19 protein-coding genes are annotated in these 19,489 nt (G+C 38.4%); 8 read left to right on the top strand and 11 right to left on the bottom strand.

Annotated features, from left to right (window positions below; translation table 11 throughout):
• Together L655_RS0113245 and L655_RS0113240 are read left to right on the top strand one after the other, a co-directional pair.
• Positions 1–995 (top strand): IS30 family transposase (locus L655_RS0113245; RefSeq protein ID WP_241764482.1); only part of this gene is annotated, 995 nt, incomplete at its 5' end.
• A gap of 82 nt (positions 996–1,077) precedes the next feature.
• Positions 1,078–1,611 carry a rhomboid family intramembrane serine protease gene (locus tag L655_RS0113240; protein ID WP_024605278.1) on the top strand — a complete coding sequence of 178 codons (534 nt, stop codon included), beginning with the start codon at positions 1,078–1,080 and terminating at the stop codon, positions 1,609–1,611.
• A gap of 213 nt (positions 1,612–1,824) precedes the next feature.
• Here L655_RS0113240 and L655_RS0113230 read toward each other — a convergent pair whose 3' ends face one another.
• Both L655_RS0113230 and L655_RS0113225 read right to left on the bottom strand, forming a co-directional pair.
• Positions 1,825–2,343 carry a DUF6795 domain-containing protein gene (locus tag L655_RS0113230; protein ID WP_029751869.1) on the bottom strand — a complete coding sequence of 173 codons (519 nt, stop codon included), beginning with the start codon at positions 2,341–2,343 and terminating at the stop codon, positions 1,825–1,827.
• A 25-nt stretch (positions 2,344–2,368) separates the two neighbouring features.
• Positions 2,369–2,752 carry a DUF1294 domain-containing protein gene (locus L655_RS0113225; RefSeq protein ID WP_024605276.1) on the bottom strand — a complete coding sequence of 128 codons (384 nt, stop codon included), beginning with the start codon at positions 2,750–2,752 and terminating at the stop codon, positions 2,369–2,371.
• Between the two features lie 51 nt (positions 2,753–2,803).
• On the opposite strand from L655_RS0113225, the gene L655_RS0113220 reads away from it, so the two are divergent.
• Positions 2,804–3,334 (top strand): hypothetical protein, encoded by a 531-nt coding sequence (locus L655_RS0113220; RefSeq protein WP_024605275.1) that lies wholly within the window; start codon positions 2,804–2,806, stop codon positions 3,332–3,334.
• Positions 3,335–3,396: 62 nt separating this feature from the next.
• On the opposite strand, the gene L655_RS0113215 is transcribed toward L655_RS0113220, so the two are convergent.
• Positions 3,397–3,939 carry a carboxymuconolactone decarboxylase family protein gene (locus L655_RS0113215; protein WP_024605274.1) on the bottom strand — a complete coding sequence of 181 codons (543 nt, stop codon included), beginning with the start codon at positions 3,937–3,939 and terminating at the stop codon, positions 3,397–3,399.
• Between the two features lie 112 nt (positions 3,940–4,051).
• On the opposite strand from L655_RS0113215, the gene L655_RS0113210 reads away from it, so the two are divergent.
• Positions 4,052–4,639 (top strand): TetR/AcrR family transcriptional regulator, encoded by a 588-nt coding sequence (locus L655_RS0113210; RefSeq protein ID WP_024605273.1) that lies wholly within the window; start codon positions 4,052–4,054, stop codon positions 4,637–4,639.
• Between the two features lie 102 nt (positions 4,640–4,741).
• Here the strand turns inward: L655_RS0113210 and L655_RS0113205 are convergent, their stop codons facing one another.
• The 5 genes from L655_RS0113205 to L655_RS0113185 form a co-directional block, all read right to left on the bottom strand.
• Positions 4,742–6,862, bottom strand: coding sequence for a methyl-accepting chemotaxis protein (locus L655_RS0113205; protein WP_024605272.1), 2,121 nt, complete (start codon positions 6,860–6,862; stop codon positions 4,742–4,744).
• A gap of 107 nt (positions 6,863–6,969) precedes the next feature.
• A complete protein-coding gene (gene arsJ, locus L655_RS0113200) occupies positions 6,970–8,187 on the bottom strand; it encodes an organoarsenical effux MFS transporter ArsJ (RefSeq protein ID WP_024605271.1) in 1,218 nt (405 codons plus the stop codon).
• Positions 8,188–8,211: 24 nt separating this feature from the next.
• Positions 8,212–9,222, bottom strand: coding sequence for an ArsJ-associated glyceraldehyde-3-phosphate dehydrogenase (locus L655_RS0113195; RefSeq protein WP_024605270.1), 1,011 nt, complete (start codon positions 9,220–9,222; stop codon positions 8,212–8,214).
• Positions 9,223–9,254: 32 nt separating this feature from the next.
• Positions 9,255–9,611 carry a metalloregulator ArsR/SmtB family transcription factor gene (locus L655_RS0113190; protein WP_024605269.1) on the bottom strand — a complete coding sequence of 119 codons (357 nt, stop codon included), beginning with the start codon at positions 9,609–9,611 and terminating at the stop codon, positions 9,255–9,257.
• 164 nt (positions 9,612–9,775) lie between these two features.
• Complete coding sequence (locus L655_RS0113185) at positions 9,776–10,204, bottom strand: organic hydroperoxide resistance protein (RefSeq protein WP_024605268.1); 429 nt, start codon at positions 10,202–10,204, stop codon at positions 9,776–9,778.
• A 129-nt stretch (positions 10,205–10,333) separates the two neighbouring features.
• Here L655_RS0113185 and L655_RS0113180 point away from each other — a divergent pair, with 129 nt between their 5' ends.
• The 3 genes from L655_RS0113180 (at position 10,334) to astB (ending at position 13,903) form a co-directional block, all read left to right on the top strand.
• Positions 10,334–10,768: a MarR family transcriptional regulator gene (locus L655_RS0113180; RefSeq protein ID WP_024605267.1), complete on the top strand. Its 435-nt coding sequence runs from the start codon at positions 10,334–10,336 to the stop codon at positions 10,766–10,768.
• A gap of 44 nt (positions 10,769–10,812) precedes the next feature.
• On the top strand, positions 10,813–11,919 hold the full coding sequence (locus L655_RS0113175; protein WP_024605266.1) for an L-dopachrome tautomerase-related protein: 1,107 nt from the start codon (positions 10,813–10,815) through the stop codon (positions 11,917–11,919).
• A 637-nt stretch (positions 11,920–12,556) separates the two neighbouring features.
• Entirely contained in the window at positions 12,557–13,903 is a 1,347-nt protein-coding gene (astB, locus tag L655_RS0113165) for an N-succinylarginine dihydrolase (protein WP_004334492.1), read from the top strand.
• Positions 13,904–13,938: 35 nt separating this feature from the next.
• Here the strand turns inward: astB and L655_RS0113160 are convergent, their stop codons facing one another.
• The 3 genes from L655_RS0113160 to L655_RS0113150 all read right to left on the bottom strand — a co-directional run bounded on the left by L655_RS0113160 (position 13,939) and on the right by L655_RS0113150 (position 18,417).
• On the bottom strand, positions 13,939–14,997 hold the full coding sequence (locus tag L655_RS0113160; RefSeq protein ID WP_024605265.1) for a hypothetical protein: 1,059 nt from the start codon (positions 14,995–14,997) through the stop codon (positions 13,939–13,941).
• A 5-nt stretch (positions 14,998–15,002) separates the two neighbouring features.
• On the bottom strand, positions 15,003–17,381 hold the full coding sequence (locus L655_RS1000000128025) for a thrombospondin type 3 repeat-containing protein (RefSeq protein WP_024605264.1): 2,379 nt from the start codon (positions 17,379–17,381) through the stop codon (positions 15,003–15,005).
• A 181-nt stretch (positions 17,382–17,562) separates the two neighbouring features.
• Positions 17,563–18,417 carry a mechanosensitive ion channel domain-containing protein gene (locus L655_RS0113150; RefSeq protein WP_024605263.1) on the bottom strand — a complete coding sequence of 285 codons (855 nt, stop codon included), beginning with the start codon at positions 18,415–18,417 and terminating at the stop codon, positions 17,563–17,565.
• 274 nt (positions 18,418–18,691) lie between these two features.
• Here L655_RS0113150 and L655_RS0113145 point away from each other — a divergent pair, with 274 nt between their 5' ends.
• Positions 18,692–19,372 carry an SDR family oxidoreductase gene (locus tag L655_RS0113145; protein WP_024605262.1) on the top strand — a complete coding sequence of 227 codons (681 nt, stop codon included), beginning with the start codon at positions 18,692–18,694 and terminating at the stop codon, positions 19,370–19,372.
• Positions 19,373–19,489 lie beyond the last annotated feature (117 nt).

The raw sequence follows: 19,489 nt of genomic DNA, 5'->3' as shown, positions 1-19,489 counted from the left end.
CTTTTTCTCCGGCAAGAGATTTTACAATGAGACATTACAAACAACTGACCTATGCGCAAAGATGCCAGATCGCCGTTCTAAAGAAAAGTGGTTTTACGCAACAAAGTATTGCTGAGCTAACTAATTTATCGCAATCTACGATTTCAAGAGAGCTTTCTAGAAATACAGGTAAGCGAGGTTACAGACACAAACAAGCTCATGAGCGGGCTTTGTTTCGCCGAAGAAGTGTAAGAAAACCGCTTAAGATGACACCTGAAATGATGGCTTTAATTACCCAGAAGCTTAATGAGAAGTGGAGCCCTGAACAAATAACGGGATGGTTGCGTAAAGAAAGTGAACGGTCTGTCAGCCATGAACGCATTTATCTGTATATCTGGGAAGATAAAAAAGCAGGTGGTGAGTTATACCTACATCTGCGCCGACACGGTAAGAAATATCACAAGCGCAGTCATGGTAAAACAAACCGAGGGCAAATAAAAAATCGCGTTAGCATTGAAGAACGCCCACAAATAGTTGATGAGAAAGGTCGTATCGGAGATTGGGAAATAGATACCGTCATAGGTAAAGGTCATCGAGGCGCCCTTGTTACCATTGTAGAGCGGGTCACCCAATTCACTGTATCAACGCAGGTGGCAGGCAAAACAGCACAAGCCGTCACTGCGGCGACGATAGAACTATTAAGGCCATATAGGTCAGCGCTTCATAGCATCACGGCTGACAATGGAAAAGAGTTCGCTTATCACGAGCAAATCACAGAGGCTTTAAGTGTTCCTGTTTATTTTGCTCACCCTTATCACTCATGGGAGCGCGGATTGAATGAAAACACGAATGGATTACTACGCCAGTATTGGCCGAAGAGCACAGATTTTAAGGCGGTAACACCAGCGCAGGTTATACCAGTACTTGAGCAACTTAATAATCGTCCGAGGAAGACACTTGGATTTGAAACGCCTGCAAAATTGATGCAGGATCACTTGGCGGCTAAAGCCGCCTAAACGTTATGCACTTCAGATTTGAATCCGCGTACTTTATTTTTTAAACCCGAGCTCATTTAGCTATGTTATTGATAACTTTGCCATGACACCTGCAGATTTAAGCAAAGGTAATGAGCTATGGACTGTATTAACTTGCGTATTTTTACATGGTTCAATAATGCATTTAGTTGGCAATATGTACTTTTTATACATCGTTGGCGATAACTTAGAAGACGTGTTAGGTCATAAACGCTTTTTGTTGTGGTATTTAGTCTGTGGACTTCTAGCATCGTTTGCAAGCTACATTGTAAGCCCAATGTCTACAATTCCAGGTGTGGGCGCAAGTGGCGCTATAGCCGGTTTATTTGGCATGTATTTAATGTGGTTCAGACACGCAAGCCTTACTTTTATGTTTGTAATTTATCAGAAGAAACTTTCTGCGGTATGTTTTTTTGCTATTTGGTTAGGATTTAACATTTTTGGTGCAGTAACAGGCCCTGATGGCATTGATTATGGTGCGCATATTGGGGGCTTTATAGCTGGACTAATTATTGGTTATATTTTGAAAAGTAAAATATTAGAGCAAAACCCTATAATTCGTTTACTAAACCAAAAAGAAGCACAGTTAAAACGTTAATCGTCATATTAAAGCCACTAATAGATGAACATTAGTGGCTTTATAAAACTTCTCACTAATTTCTATAACTTATACCAATCCGCAATAATACTTAATCATTTTGCGGGGCTAAACGTGTCGCTACCTGCGTTAAAAAATTCTCATTTAGAACAACTAAATAGCGAATTTTTTGCCTAGCTATCAACACGTTTTTCCGCCCTCAAAATAGACCACTTAATTAAGCGAATTGGTATTACAACGCGTATAGACTGTATAAAATTGACCCGTATTTTTTATCGGTATATCGTACGTTCTAGCCTCTTCACTAAGTTCGCATTCAAAGTTATTTAATATATCAGACATCAGTGCTTGCTCTTCGGTGAACTGTATTGTGGTATACCACAAGATTGAATCTTCATCTTTTTTGTTTTCAATATAAATACTCTGTAGCAAAGAGCTATTAAAAAACATGTTTGAAGGCTTTGAACTGCGTATTGTTTTATTATCGAAATAAAAGTAACCATTGTTATCACTTATAGCTTCATCAATATAAGTATCACCGTAAATCAGCTCTCTTGTTACTTTAACGCCCTGTTGGGGTTCACCATTATTTAATAGTCTGCCTTTTACAGGCAACGATAACGTAACGTCTTGTTTATTAAAGAACCCAAACATGTCTGCACATCCTTGCATTGGTATTAATAAAAATAAAATAAGCGTTAAAGTCACGCCAGCCGATCTTGTATTGGTCATAAAAAGTCCTTTTCCTATTTATACTTTAACCTAACAATAAATCTGGAAAATAAATAGCGACAATACTGCATCCTACATTAATTAAAATACATAACCACAACACAATAATAAAACGTCGCTTTTGCGATTTATGACGAAGTAATTGTTGAGCAAGTAATGCTCCCGGCCATCCTCCAAATAATGCAAGTAGTTGCAATGTACGCTCTGGCGTGCGGTTTACTTTTGTATGTGAAGAACGCTTAGATTGTCGCTTATCCCATGCGTACATTAAAAAAGTTATAGCACTTAATACACTTATATAACCAGGTACATATATCGGTATATAAACAGGTAAGTATTGCAGTGGGTAAGCTAACCAAATGGCAGCTAAATAAAGCAATGAGAACGTGATTAATATTTTCTTTATCAATTAATTATCACCTATACTTGGCATTGGTATTACAAAAACAAGAGCCAAATTATGACATATTTTAAAGCGATATTCTTAGTCTTATGCTTATTAACATTTAGTAGCTATGCATCCGATACATCCACCAACCTTGATAAAGAACTTGCCGTATTTAAGCCCTATTTAGGTACTTGGCAGGCTGACTTTGAAGTACCTGAAGGTGCTAAAAAAATACAAGATGTTGGCCGTTGGGAGCGTGCTTTAAACGGTAAAGCGATACATACCAAGCACTCTATTAATGAAGGTGAGTATGGCGGCGAGTCGATGATTTTTTACGACAGTAAAAAAGAGTCTTTGGTATTTTACTACTTCACTACCGCTGGATTTTACACAAAAGGCACTATGAAAGTACTCAGCCCTACTCAATTTGTAGCCTATGAAGACGTAACTGGTAGCCAAGATGGTATTACAAAGGTTAAATCGATGAGTGAACTAAAAGACGATAAGTTTCTTGTATCGACCTCTTATTTAAAAAAGGGTGAGTGGACAAAGTCCGAACAACGTATTTATACACGCAGTACAAAATCGGTTAAATTTAAATAGCCGCGATTTATAAACACAAAAAAGGCAGCCTAGGCTGCCTTTTGTCATTTATAAAACCGTATTTATTTTACGTATTTTTTAAATGGCGCGTCTACTGGTGTATCAGCAAGGTGATTAGTGTAGTTGCTCATTACTTTTTGAGACAAGCCTACAATAATTTCAAGTAGCTGTTGCTTAGCGTAACCTGCTGCAAAGAATTTTTCGATTTGCTCATCGCTGATCACGCCACGTTCACGTGTCATTGCGAGTGTAGTTTCACGAAGAGTTTCTAGCTTAGGGTTTTCAAGTGGTGTTTTGTTTACAAGTGCATCAACAACACCTTGGTCAACTTTCATTGCCGCTGCAATACCACTGTGTGCAGGAACACAGTAATGACATGCGTGCTCAACGTTAATTGATTGCCATACTACTGTTAGTTCTTCTGCATTGAATGATGTTTTTTGAAAAAGCTCATGCAGTACTTGGTAACCTTTAAGTAATCTTGGTGCTTCAGCCATTACTGCATGTAAGTTAGGAAGCATACCAAATGCTGCTACTGAATCAGCTAGTAACGGTTTTGCTTCTTCTGGTGCGTTTTCTTGAGTGTATAAAGTAAATTCGGCCATGGTTAGCTCCTAATAATTAATAGTTTTAAGTAACTTCGAGACACATAGCATTTGATTTTGAGCGACCGTTCAAGTTAAAATTGAGCAAATGTTCAAATTGATTGAGAATGATATGGCTAATAAGGTTAAATTTGAACGCGATAATGTAGTTCGCGTTGCTAGCCAGCTATTTTGGCAAAAAGGTTTTCATGCAACCTCAACGCGTGACTTACAAGAAGCCGTTAATATGCGCCCCGGTAGTATTTACTCTGCGTTTGGCTCTAAAGAAGGTCTATACTGCGAATCGCTGAAAGATTACACAGTACAAATGAAAACCCAAATAGAGGGGTTTTTATCAAGTGCCGATACAGTACTTGGTGGATTACGTGCGTTTGTTGAAAACGTGGTAATTAAAACAAAAGATTGCAGCCCAAGCGCTATTTGTATGCTGGTTAAAGCAAACAGCGAGTTTGCAGAAAAAGACTCAAACCTATACGAGTTAAGCTTAGATTTAACAGCTCAATTTGAAGCTTATTTAACGCAATTATTTAACCAAGCAATAAACAAAGGTGAGTTAAGTAACACGTTGACCGCTGTTGAATATGCGCGCTTTTTTCAAGTGCAATTTACAGGTTTACGCGGTTATTTTAATCGTCCTAATGTAGAGCAATTTGCTGAGCCAATGATCAACCAAATGTTTATGTTGATTAAAAAGTTATAAATAGCAATTATCGAGCATTCTCAACAAGTTACACTTATTCTACTAAATAAAAATGGCCAGTATTAACTGGCCATTTTTTGTGCTTAAAGCTTAATTTGTAAGTTACGTTTTAAGCTTATTAAGTTCATTATCTTGCTGGGCAACAAGTGCATTAAGCGCTTCGCTGCTATCCCCCGCCTGTGCAGATAAATCAGCCAGTTGCGAAGCAGCATCAGATATAAGCGTTAAGTTACGATTTATCTCTTCTGTTACCGAACTTTGCTCTTCAGCAGCAGTTGCAATATGTGTAATTTGGTTGGTTATTTCATCAACTTTAACAACAACACTGTGCAGAGCATCAAAAGCAACTGATGTTTCATCAACCGCATCCTGTGCACGTATCACACCTTTTTCAATAACGGTAGACGCGTTCCCCACTTCAGATAATAAGCTATCTATTAACTGGCTTATATCATCAGTTGATGAACGTGTTTTAGAAGCAAGTGCACGTACTTCATCAGCAACAACTGCAAAGCCTCGGCCATGTTCACCAGCGCGTGCTGCTTCAATGGCGGCATTGAGTGCTAGTAGATTTGTTTGTTCTGAAATAGTACGAATTACATCTAATATTTGCGTTATATCTTTACTACGCGAAGCTACTTTTTCAACGGCTTGGTTAGCTTCTTTAATTTCTTCAGACATTGTTTTAACTTGCGTCATCGCTGACGATAAGCTTGACTCACTGCTTACGACCAAACTATTTATTTCATCGGCTTGCTGGGCTGATTGCTCTGATGCTCTGGCAACCTCGAGTGCTGTAGCACTCATCTCGTTCATAGCCGTTACCACACTTTCAATTTCTTGAAATTGCGATTGCACATTATGTTTGGTATCAATAGCAATATGCTGCGCTATCTCACCTTGTTGCTTGGTTTGATCAGATACATCTTTAAGCTCTGTGATTAAAATACGTAACTTTGATAAAAAGGCATTAAAGCCCCCCGCTAAAGCAATGAGCTCTGCATGTGTTTCAACATGAAGGGTATGCGTTAAATCTCCTTCTGAGCTTGCAAGGTTATCTACGCGTTGTTGAATTTGTTGAAGAGGTGCAACCACACTACCAATAACAAATTTCATTATTAAAAAAGCAATAACGGCAATAACGGCACCTGTAATTAAAATCATTGCGCCTAAGTCGTTTGCTGTGTCAGTCATATCTTGCGATAAAGCATTAGGGCCAGCTAAAGCTAAGTTACTTGGTACTTCAATAATTAAAGACCAGTCTGTGTTAGCTAGCTTTATATTTATAGGGTAATTAACTAAGTACTCAGACGATGTTTTAAATATGCCTTTTTGGCCCTTAAATTTTTCAAGCTCTTTAAACAAGTCAGAACTCACGGCTTCTTTAAATGGGCGTCCTAATTTAGATTTATAATGGCTGCTCCCTACAACTAACCCAATATCGCTAAGCACGGTTACTTTGGCTTGGCCATTATAAAGCTGCTTAGAAAGCTCCTCAGTCATTATTTGAAAAGTAGGTAGCGTTAAATCAACACCCGCTAAACCAATAAACTGACCCGATTTTAAAATAGGCACGGTTAACGAAGTTAGCATTACTGAATCGCCTGATGGAATTTCGTATAAGTACGGTTCCATAATACAAGGCTTAAGCGTGTCTTTTGCACATAAGTACCAATGCGCTTCGCGAATACCAAATTCGTTTAAAGAGGTTATATATTTATCGGCAGCATTAGCTACTTTTTGCTGCTCAATAGCCCCACTTAGATCACGTGTTATATAAACTTCTAAGGTACCATCGCCATCAACAGAGTGTTTATAGCCCTTGTTAAAGCTCGAATCTTGCCCGTCAAACGCGTTTGGTTCAAACTGAGAGTAGATAGATGAGAGTAATGTGTTTTGTTCTAAAATAGAGCGATTTATACTTACTACCGTATCGCGGCTAAGGGTTTCGCTTTTTGCGGTATCACCTAATAAAGCGGCTAAAGAGTATGGTACTCGATAAGCTTCGTTAATAAAGCCCGCTATTTTTTCACCATATATTGCGGCATTCGCATTTAACTTCTCTTCTACTTCAGCAACAATATAATTTTCTGACTTGCTTGCAAGCTCTTCATTACTTGCAGATAACTGCCACCATAAAATGCTCGAAAGCACCAATACGGTAATAAATATACTTCCGACAGTAAGCCACAGTAATTTTTTTGCTAGCGATATTTCTCGCATTCATCACACCCTTTAAATTAAAACTACTGATACAGTTTAGTAGATCTAACCAACGAAGCTATGAATATCGTTAAACAAATTGAATTTAATACAATACGTTGGTTTTTTTAAAGTTTAGCTAACCGTGCTGTTGTAATTGCGGCTAAAACTAATAAACACACACTTACCCATAAACACGCACTAAGCCCATATACTTGAAAAACCCAACCAGAAAGCACCGTACCAAGCAAACGCCCTATCGCATTGGCCATATAATAAAAGCCAACGTCTAGTGACACCCCATCATTTTTAGCAAAACTTACTATTAAGTAACTATGCAGCGATGAATTTACAGCAAATACACCACCAAAAATAAGTAAGCCGATTACAAGCGTAAAATGTACCGCTACATCAAATTGCATCAACAACGCTAAAATGCCAGTTACGCCACTTAATAGAGCAACCCACCAATATGCTTTTTTGACTGAATGTGAGTTTGAATCACTTTGCCCTGTTATACGCGGTGCTTGCGACTGCACCAATCCATAAGCAATTACCCACAAAGCCATAAAGCCGCTTACCCACCAGTGATCCCAGTTAAACTGAGCGGCTAAGTAAACCGGCAATGCAACCACAAACCATACATCGCGCGCCGCAAACAAGCATAAACGCGCTGCGCTAAGTAAGTTGATTGCCCGCGATTTAGAAAATAATTCTTTAAACTTAGGTTTGTTTTTAGCTTTACCAATATCGCCTTTTAAAAAAATTAAACTAATAACCCACGCAACACTAAGTAAAATAATTAGACTTATTAATGCCCCCACAAAACCAAATACAGTTAGTAATAAGCCGCCTAAAAAAAAGCCCACCCCTTTTAAAGCATTTTTAGAGCCCGTAAGTATGGCAATCCATTTATATAATTGGCTTTGCCCTGCATCGTCTTGTGGTACTAAATACTTAATGGCGCTTTTTGCGCTCATTTTATTTAAGTCTTTAGCTATGCCACTCAGTGCTTGCGCTGCCATAACATAGGCAACGGTTAGCCAATCTCCAGGAACGCAAAGCATGGCCAAAGCTACAAGCTGTAGCCCAAGCCCTACATTCATGGTTTTGTTTAACCCTAAATGTGCCCCAAGCCAACCACCTACTAAATTGGTGGTTACACCAAATATTTCATAAAACAAAAACAACATGGCGATCGCAAATGCGCCATAACCCAACTGATGAAAGTACAGCACCACCAGCATGCGCAATGCACCATCAGTTAAAGTAAATGCCCAGTAATTACCGGTAATTATTAAATATTGTTTTATAGAACTCGGTAAGTTAACCAACTGCGCAAGCATGAATTTAAACCTTTTTAAACGAGATTAAACCACATCACTTTGTGCAACTTTAAGCATTAGCTCAGCGGTACGGTTTGCATAACCCCACTCGTTATCATACCAAGCGTATAATTTAAGCTGAGTGTTGTTAATTACCATAGTTGAAAGCGCATCTATGGTGCAACTACGTGGATCTGTTTTATAATCTATAGATACAAGCGGTCTTTCTTCGTAGCCTAAAATGTCTCTTAGCTCGTTATTTGCAGCGTTTTTAAACCAAGTGTTTACTTCATCTTGTGTAACACCTCGCTCCAGCTCAAAAACACAATCGGTAATTGACGCGTTAGTAAGAGGTACACGCACAGCATGGCCGTTTAATTTCCCCTTAAGCTCAGGGAAAATATGCGTAATAGCCGTTGCACTACCTGTTGTGGTTGGTATTAAACTAGTACCGCACGAACGTGCACGGCGTAGGTCTTTGTGGGGTGCATCTATAATAGTTTGAGTATTAGTAATGTCGTGAATAGTGGTCATTGAGCCGTGTTTAATGCCCACTTTTTCTTGGAGTACTTTTACTATTGGCGCTAAACAGTTAGTTGTGCAAGAAGCGGCAGTAACAATTTTATGCTCACTTGGGTTATATAGGTCATCGTTTACACCCATTACTACATTTAAAATACCGTCTTCTTTTACTGGTGCTGTTACCACAACACGCTTAACACCTTGCGCTAAATATTGATTTAATAGCTCAGTGGTTTTCATTTTACCGCTGGCCTCTATTACTACATCGCAATCTGACCAATCAGTTTCATTTATGGTTTTGTTGTTGGTAACTGCAATCGTGTGTTTACCCACACTAAAGCTATTATCATCACTAGTAACCTGCTGCGCTAAGCGTCCGTGTACTGAGTCAAACTCAATTAAATGTGCGTGTGTTTTAGCATCGCCCGCTGCATCATTTACTTTAATAAACTCTATTTCTGGCCAATCAACTGCTGCACGCAGTGTTAAACGTCCCATACGGCCAAAACCGTTAATACCTACTTTAATAGTCATAATTAAATACCTTTAATAAGTTAATTTATTAGTTAGTTACAACAGCTAGCTGCACGTTCAGGGCGATTACCCATAGCGTTTAAGCGCGTTAAATCGTTTTGATAAAATGAAGGGTTAGCAGTCAGGGTTTGCGTTAATACATTTTTAGCCCACTCTGGCAGGGCTTTGTTAATACTGTAGTACACCCATTGATTTTGTTTACGGCCGCTTAATAATCCGCATTGTCTTAACTGTGCTAAATGGCGAGATACCTTAGGTTGGCTTAATTTAAGTGCAGCAACAAGCTCGCATACACACAGCTCTTCTTCGTGGCTAATTAGCAGCATTGCTTTTAAACGTGTATCGTCCGCTAGGCATTTATAAAATTGAAGTGGGTTGAATTGTTCCATACTGTCCTCACTGTGCTTATGCATACACAATAAAATAAAATAACAACATATGGAATAGTGAATATACGTTTTATCGTATATTTAATTTTTATGCCTTAAACGCAAAAAAGCACACAACGACTAATTGTCGTTGTGTGCTTTTATAACTTTTCTTTATTTAGTTATTAAATAACTGAAAGCTCTACTTCAATATTGCCACGTGTTGCGTTTGAATATGGGCATACTTGGTGCGCTTTATCTACAAGCTCCTGCGCTGCAGCTTTATCCATATCACCTAGTGACACAGCAAGTTTTACCGCAATACCAAAACCGCCTTCAATAGCACCAATAGATACTTGTGAGTCAATATGCGTGTCGCTTGGTAAAACTATTTTTTCGCTACCTGCTATAAATTTAAGTGCGCCAATAAAACATGCTGCATAACCTGCGGCAAATAATTGCTCTGGGTTAGTGCCTTGTCCGTCGTCTCCGCCTAAACCTTTAGGTGTTGATAAATTTACATCTAAACGACCATCATCAGATTTAGCTACGCCTTCACGGCCGCCAGTTGCAGTTGCTTTTGCAGTGTAAGCTACGTTTTGTAATACATTCATAATGAACTCCAAAGTTTTAAAATATCAATCAATTTAGTTTGTGTGCAAAATAATAGATCAAGTAATTAGAGATTGCAAATACTTTGCATGCAAATTAAAATAGCATGTATCGAAATAAAGGATAACGTTATGGCGTTTGAGCAATTAAAGTTAAAAAATCAGTTATGTCATCGGTTATACATGGCATCTAACAGCATTGCGCGTGCGTATCGCGAGCCTCTAAACGCGCTAAATTTAACTTACCCACAATACGTAGTAATGATGGCGCTGTGGGAGCAAGACGAAATAACAATTGCAGGGCTAATAGATAAAACCGCGATAGACGGCGGTGCAATGACCCAAATACTCAAAAAAATGAGCGACAAATCATTACTGGCTGTTATTAAAGATGAGCACGACAAACGCAAACGCCTAGTGCAGCTAACTCAGCATGGCCAATCGCTTAAGTTAAAAGCAGCCGATATTCCTAAAAATATTTTATGTAAATTTGATAGTGTAGATGCAACACAAGCGAAGCAGTTGATGCAGCTGCTCGATTTAGTAGTAAACGACTTAGCCGATTAGGCTCTTAATTTTTAAACAATAAACGTGTTTTAAAAGGTTTTAAAATGACTCATATTAAAAAATTACTATTAGCTGCGGCGTGTAGCACGGCACTTTTAGGTAGCAACGCCGTATCTGCTAATACTGCTAACCAAAATGCTGATTTAAAAACAGTAGCCACTTTTGATGCGCAGCACCCACCGGGCAACATTGCTATTACCCCATCGGGCAGAAAGTTTTTATCTGTTCATGGCTTTTTTGGCCAAAAGCAAAAAATTATGGAGCTTTTAAGCGATGGTACAACTAAGCCCTACCCTAATGAAGAGTGGGCATACGCGTACAATAACGGTAAAGGTTTTTACGACGTACTTGGCATAAACGTATCAAGCGATGGCGTTTTATGGATGCTCGACACTTCAGGGCCCGATCACGCTGGGCGCTTAGTAGGCTGGGATACAAACAAAGAGCAACTACATAAAATTATTTATCTGGCTAAACCAACCATTACCGACACCTCGTTTTTAAACGATTTAGTCATCGATAATAAACATGGCGTTGTATACATTGCCGACACAGCCCAAGGCAGCCAAGCCGCTATTATTACGGTAAACCTTAAAACAGGTGTCGCACGCAGAGTGTTACAAAATAGCCATTACACCACCGCCGAAAATATCGATATGGTTATTGATGGGCGCACAATGAGCCTTGGCGGACAACCAGCCCGCTTAGGTGTTAACCCTATTACGCTTGACCCTAACGAAGACTGGCTTTACTTTGGCTCAATGTCGGGCACGTCGGTTTACCGCATTGCCACCAGCGATATAAATAACGAGAGCCTTTCGGGTAAAGCACTTGAAGACAAAGTTACGCGTTACGGCACTAAGTCAATTTCAGATGGTATTATTGTTGATGGCGGCGGTAACGTATATGTAACCGACATAACCAATGGCGCAATTGGCGTTGTTAAACCCACTGGCGACTACGAAGTATTATTTAAAGACGAACGTTTGAGCTGGCCTGATGGTTTTAGTTACGGAGCCGATCATAAAATATACTTTACCGTTGACGATTTACATAATTCGCCTGTACTTAATAATGGCAAAAATCAAAGCCACGGTAAGTTTAAAGTAATGTCGTTCGAGCCTTTAGTAAAAGGAAAAGTAGGCCGCTAATTTGCTTTTTGAGTAACTATATTTTTTAAAAAGCCTTGCTCGTTTAAGTGACCCAATAGTTGCAGGGCTTTTTGTTAAAAACACACCACACTGGTGCATATTTTAAAAATACTTCACCTCTTTGGTGCTAATCCTTAAGTATGTATTTACACTTAAATACTAAACACCTGATTTCTATTCATAAAATATTCAAGTTAATGTTGGCATACTTCTTCCTATAAACTGATGTGTTCAGTGAAAATACCAAGGAAAAACCATGTTCAACTTATACCATACCCTTTACCTTTTATGGCGTTTAGACATTAGCGTTTGGCAAGTTAATGATCCAACAAATACCCATACCACCGCTGACAAAGAGCGCGTCTATGTTAAGTAACATCGTATTGTGTTAAGGCTTGGCATAAAGCTTAAATGTAAAAACCTACTTTAGGCTAAGCTTTTGCACACTATGAAATTTATGTGTACATTTTAATTAAACTTCAAATTAATCGTTCAATATAAAAACAACCTCCTTGTAATAAACTCCACATTTAAAAACATCGAAAAAATTAGTAAAAACACTGCGTTTATAACTTTGCAAGCAACCCTATTGCGTTGTATTGTTGCACCCTATTGAAAAATTTTAGTTGGAACGTGTATGCACGCTTTGGAAGTTAATTTTGATGGCTTAGTTGGCCCTACTCACAACTACGCTGGTTTATCGTATGGTAATGTTGCCTCGTTAAATAACGCAGCAAGCTTTTCAAATCCTCAAGAGGCTGTGCTTCAAGGCCTTGAAAAAATGAAAGCCATGCACGACAAAGGCCTAACTCAAGGTGTATTTGCCCCTCATGCGCGCCCCGACTTAAACGTACTGCGCCGCTTAGGCTTTACCGGTAACGATGCACAAGTAATTCACAAAGCATTTAAAGCAGATCCTATTTTATTACGCGCGTGTTATTCAGCGTCTGCAATGTGGACAGCCAATGCCGCTACGGTATCGCCATCTCCTGATACAACCGACGGCAAAGTACATTTTACTTCAGCTAATTTAAATAATAAGTTTCATCGTTCATTAGAGCCTGCAACCACTACACGCTTATTAAAAGCTATGTTTAACAATGACAAATACTTTGCGCACCATACCCATTTGCCAGACCAAGGCTTTTTTGGCGACGAAGGTGCAGCAAACCATACTCGTTTTTGTGACAGCCACGGCGAGCAAGGCCTTGAAATGTTTGTATTTGGTGCCAGCGCGTTTAATAGCCAATTACCAAAACCAGCTAAATTTCCTGCAAGGCAAACACTCGAAGCCTCAGAAGCAATTTGTCGCTTACATAACTTAAAAGATTCAAGCCAAATTTTACTACAGCAAAATCCAGACGTAATAGACCAAGGTGTGTTTCATAACGATGTAATTGCAGTAGGTAACGCCAACGTATTACTGTGCCACCAGCAAGCATTTTTAAACCAAGCTTTGGCACTGCAAGATATTCGCGAAGCGTATGTGGGCAATAAAGAATTTTATATTATTGAAGTACCTACCGATAAAGTAAGCATTACCGACGCTGTAAGTAGTTACTTATTTAATAGCCAGCTAGTGAGCCTTGAAGATGGTTCAATGCTGTTAGTGGCACCACAAGAATGTAAACGCAACAGCGCGGTTAACGCCTACATTGAAGAAATGATCATGGCTGATAACCCAGTAAACCAAGTACAGTTTTTTGATTTACGCCAAAGTATGCAAAATGGCGGCGGCCCAGCTTGCTTGCGTTTACGTGTAGCCCTTAACGAGCAAGAACTTGCTGCAGTAAACCCTGAGGTTATTTTAACTGATACTAAATACACACAACTGTGTGACTGGGCAAAACGTAATTACCGCGACAAATTAGGCGCAAGTGACTTTGCAGATTCAGCCCTATTAACTGAAAGCTACCAAGCACTTGATGAGCTAACGCAGCTACTAAATTTAGGCTCAGTGTACGACTTTCAATTAGAAGGTTAACAATTTCACAATGCAGCGGCATAAGTGTCGCTGCATTATTGTTTCAACGTTTTTTTATTCGCAGCATTAGCAATCACCAATTTTACCTCGCTACTTACAAAACTTTGAATATGTAGTTCTTTTTCTATTGCTCTTTTTGTAGAAGGGCTTCTTTGTACTGCGATATCAAACAGTTTTTCTACTTGCTCAGCAGAGCTTTTTGATTGTGTAGAACTCCATTTGATTAAGGCAGCAGTCGCTTCGTATTGTCCCATATTAGCAAGCGTATTTAGTACTGTGTTTTTTATATTGGCGGTGGAGTTATCTGTTAAATATCCTGCTATATGAGGAACTAAAGATTCATCATGAATAGTGTTCATCGCACGCTTAACAAACATGTGCTTACTCTCATATTTTTCATCAATATAACCAAATAAATACTCTATTTGTTCAGCCTCTGCATGCCGAGCGATTGAAGTAGCTAACTCGCCAATAAATGGGTTTTCTTCATTCGCAATTGTAAATGCTTGCTGCGCTAAAGCGGTGTATTGACCACCTCGATTTAGTTTTTCTACCGACTTTTTAACGTTATATATAGCCCTCGATCCTTGCCAGTCATCTTCGGCAACAAAACCAAAAAACACTTCACTCGCTCTTTGAGTATCTATTGCGACTAAAAGGCTTAAAGTATATTCAATTAATATATCATCATTTTTATTACCCTTAATTGCTGATTGTAATTTTTCAACAATAAATTGATAAACAACTTCTTTATTTGTAGTTTTTAAATAAGTTAACAGTTCTTTTTCAGCATTAAAATCAATGGTTTCACTGTTATAAACACGACTTAAAAGCATTTTAGCAATGGTTAAAGCATCCTTATCACTAAGTTCTTTTTTTTCAACATTATTATCTTTGGCATTTTTTGATGATTTAGAAGTGACCAAAGTAGTGTCTGTTTGGTGTGTTTGTACATTAGATACAGTATCTTTAATCCCTCTAGATTTAGCATCTGTATTCACTGGGAACTCTGCATACTGAACAACAGGCAAAAACCAATAAAAAGTAAACGCTACCAGTAAACATATAAAAGTTAAAAGTATCACTTTTTTCATAATACTTATTTCCACTCTAAATCTGTATATAAGGCATCTAACAACCTAAAAATATCGGTTACTCTTTCAGTCTCTTCTGTGTGCAAAATATTTGCATCTGTTTGTGTATCTTCTTTAGTAATTGATATACCTTGTCTTTCTAACAATAAACTCAATTTTTGGCTATAAACAGGTACAATTCCATCACCAATAAATGAAGCTCTTGTTTGTCCATTTTCAATATACCTTAGCGTTTCTGGATGCGGATGGTCACCAGAAAATAATGCTCGATAGGCATACAAATCATAACCCGAAATACCAGCGTCTTTCGAAAGGATTCCGAAGTCAGTCCCTTGATAAGCCAGTTGCCCTATTACTAGGTCATCAAGGCTCATTAAGTTGCTGTTCAAATCTTGTATTGCAGATGACTCTGGCGATAAGAGATCAATACTTGGGGATTGCAAATCCATTTGATAATCTGGTCCGAGATTAAGCCCAAAATATGTTCTTGTACCATTGAGCATCTCGACAACCTCCCAGTTATCTTCACACTTTCCGCCATCTTGTCGATAAGTACCTTCTGGTATGCAGTTGTCATTCATATATTGATAAAAACGGCCTAATGGAGAACCTTGATGCGGAGTGCCTGTTGTTGCGAACCCTTTAACAAAAGACCTATACATAGCTTGATCATTCTGCAAATAAGAGCGAGCAGCTAGACCACCTCGGCTATGACCAAATAAAAATATTTCAGTATCTTCACCTAAAGAATCAACTATTTTCTCTACAGCCTTTTCTACTTCGTAACCTAAGCCTTCAAAAGAGGTAAAATCACCATCACAACCCAAAGCATTAATACATGATTTATTATCTAAGCCTGTTCTTGCATAAATGCCTTCTCTATCAAATGCTCCAAACTCCAAATTGAAACAGCTAATGCCATCACTATTAGCTTCAACTACTGGAAGAATATTATCGTTAGTAGTTAATATTTGGCATTGACCATTGAAAAAGCTATCGTCATTTACCATTGCATTCCATGTACTAGGACTTGAAGCTAATCCGTGTAAAAGTAGCATTGCCTTTTTATATATAACATTTTCTGTCGTGGCTAATAAATTAAAAGTCGCGCCTTCTTTCGCGAGTATACCGATGTGGTAAGTAGCAGACTGATGAACACGTATTGCACAACTTTCATTTTGAGTAGTACCTAAATTAGAACGACATTGATACTCAAATTTGGTTGGGAAATCATCTTCTTCTACGTATAAATCAATATCGCCCGATAAATTAAATAACGTAATATTTAGTATTCTATTTTCAGGTGCTTCAACGGTAAAATACTGCCATTGACCTTGAGAAATATCACCTACAATCGTTTGCTCTATAGCTAACTCACCTGGGTTTTTAATCGTATTATATTCAGCTATGTATGGGTTTTCATCTTCATCATTAAGGATGCCATCACCGTCTATATCTGGATCGCTATTATTACCAATACCGTCACCATCTAGATCATCCCATTCAGTTGCATCGAATGGAAACACATCTGAAGCATTAGCTACATTATCGCCATCGATATCAGGATCGCTATTATCGCCAATACCATCATTATCTAGATCATTCCATTCGGATATATTATATGGAAAAGCATCTTGTGTATTTAATACACCATCTCCATCAATATCTGAATCTTCACTATCAGCAATACCATCTAAATCTGTATCGCCTGACAACTTACCGGTGCTATCTCTAATAATATATATTTGGCTGTCCGCATTTTCTCTTAACCCTAAGTACTCATTTAGTTCATTGAATACACTCTCACTATTATTAATATCACTAAGCAATTTAGTTTCTGAACCAGGAATAATAGCAAGGCGAACTAAATCAGCAGCCACAGACTCATTCTGAGCATGACCTTTAATAATAAAGTCTTCTAATAAACTTTGCGGAGCTACATTTAATAACTGACTAATTTGAGAAGTAGCGGAGTTTATATCAAGCGTTTTTCTGTTTTTCAAATAAACAAGTGTCGTTAAAGGACTAATTACTTGTTCACCTTTTGGTGAAGCTAATATAAAGTTTTCATTAATAACCTTATTTAAGCTTTCATCAAATGTTTTACCCTCTTCAGCAAATAAAATTACACTATAATCTTCAGGATTAATTTCAGATGAAAGAGTCAGTACTCCTTTACCGTTAGCTTGGGTAATAGTGCTAGGTTCATCAGTATCCTGTCTTCCATTATTATTTAGATCTAGCCATACAACTGCAGAACGTAAATAACCATCAATAGCAGTTATAGTATATGTTTGAGTGACTGTTTCGGGTGATTTCTCGATGGGTTGGGAAGAATCAGAAGATTCTCCACCACTGCAAGCAAAGTATTTATAGACACACACAGAAAAAATAGACGTAGGGAGTTTCTCACAGCCATCCTTGACACCAAAATTTAATTTAAAAAGTATCTGTATATTATAGCCTTATTTAAATTTAACTATCAATTTATTAACAAACATAATCAAGTATATTAAAAGTGAAACTAATATATAGCTCAGTTAGTACAGTCCATGCTACTAGAATTTAAACGTCTTTACTTACCGTTATTGCCGACGCCATCGACTCCGATAAATGCAGCGTACGCTGCGGAAACGGAATACTCAGCCCAGCGCCTTCAATTGCTTCTTTAACACGTTTATTTAAATCCCACACAGTTTGCCAATAATCACCATTAACAGCCCACGCACGTAATTGAATGTTCACTGCGCTTTCGCCTATTGAAGTCACCATTACTTTAGGAGCAGGCTCTGCAAGTAATCGGCTCTCTGATGCGGCTAATTCTTTGAGTACATTTAAGCCAACGTCAATAGAGTCGGCATACGAAATACCCACCACTATGTCCATTCGTCTTTTGCCGTTACGGGTAAAGTTTTTAATATTGCCACCCCATACTTTGCCGTTAGGCGATGCAATATAAAGGCCGTCGGTGGTTTTAAAAATAGTGGTAAACAGGTTTATTTCACTCACAGTACCAAGCGTGCCACTGGCATCAACAAAATCGCCTATTTTAAAAGGTCTGAGTATTAGCAGCATAATACCCGCAGCAATATTGCTCAGCGTATTTTTAAGGGCTAAACCAATCGCTAAACCAGCAGCACCCATTAGCGCAATTAAGCTCGCCGTATTAACGCCAAAAATATCTAAAATAAATAGCCCACCAATTATATAAACTAAATAACCAGCAATACTCGATAAAAGAGGAAGCAGCGTACTATCCACTCTTTTTAATGGCGATTTAGAGTTTTTAATCGCTTTTTTAACCGAGCGTGCAATTAAGGCACTCGCAACTAAAATCACCAACGCTAAAATCACTTTGTACCCTAAAGTGATGATTGTTTCTGAATGGCTTTGCCAAAACGCTAAAAGTTTATCTTTCATGTTTGTTCCGATAAATGTGGCTGAAACTCAGCAAAATAATGGTTAAATCTAATAAAACCGACTTCAAAAGAAGTGGCGCGAGTATATAGAATAAAAAATTTAAACCTATCTTTTTTAATCACTTATTTCAATTTTAATAACGGCCTAAAAAACATGATGATTGAAGTACAAAACACAGCTATTTATCGCTAATTTATAGCGACTATTCAATGTAGGTTAATCGTTTATTGTTATGGTGATTTTAAGTTTTTAACGTTCATTAAAGAGGTTATATATGGCAAAAGAAAAAATAGTACTCATAACCGGCGCTTCTAGTGGCATTGGTGAAGCAACGGCAAAAACCTTAGTAAACAACGGTCATAAAGTTATATTAACCGCCCGCAGAGAAGAGCAACTTAACCAACTTGTTGCCGAACTAGGATCAGATAACGCACTGAGCGTAGCCGCAGATGCAACCGACTTTACCGCGCTTGAAAACGTAGTTGCCAAAGGCATTGAAAAGTTTGGCCGATTAGATGTAGCCTTTGCTAACGCGGGTATGGGTGTTTCAACCGCAGGCACCGAAAAAGGTGATCCGGATGAGTGGTCAACCATGATTGACATAAACATTAAAGCCCTACTGTGGACTGCAAAACTAACACTGCCGCATTTACGCCAAAACAAAGGTCACTTTATATTAACCAGCTCTGCCGCTGGCCGTAAGCCAATTGGTGGCTCTATTTACGGTGCAACTAAATGGTTTGCTTATGGCTTTGGACAAAACCTAGCTGAGGAAATGAGCGAATGGAATGGCCGCTGCACAACCATAGCACCAGGCATGGTAAACACCCCATTTTTTGATGAAGCTAAACCCGACAAACTCGACCCACAAGATGTAGCCGACGCCGTATTGTTTGCCATTGAAGCAAACCAGCGCAACAGCGTACGCGAGATTTATTTAATGCCGACTAATTAAACTTTGATTGGTATATTTTGGGCTATCAGGTTTAATACCAATGTTATTAAACCTGATAGCAGCTTGTGCTAAATATGGGCTAGATGTTCGCAGGAAAAATTGAGCTGGGATAATTGG

Origin of the sequence: Pseudoalteromonas sp. TAE79 (genome assembly GCF_000498015.1) — a bacterium.
Taxonomy (GTDB): domain Bacteria; phylum Pseudomonadota; class Gammaproteobacteria; order Enterobacterales; family Alteromonadaceae; genus Pseudoalteromonas.
Note: the sequence above shows the minus strand (reverse complement) of the source record. Positions and strands in the feature narration are given on the sequence as shown.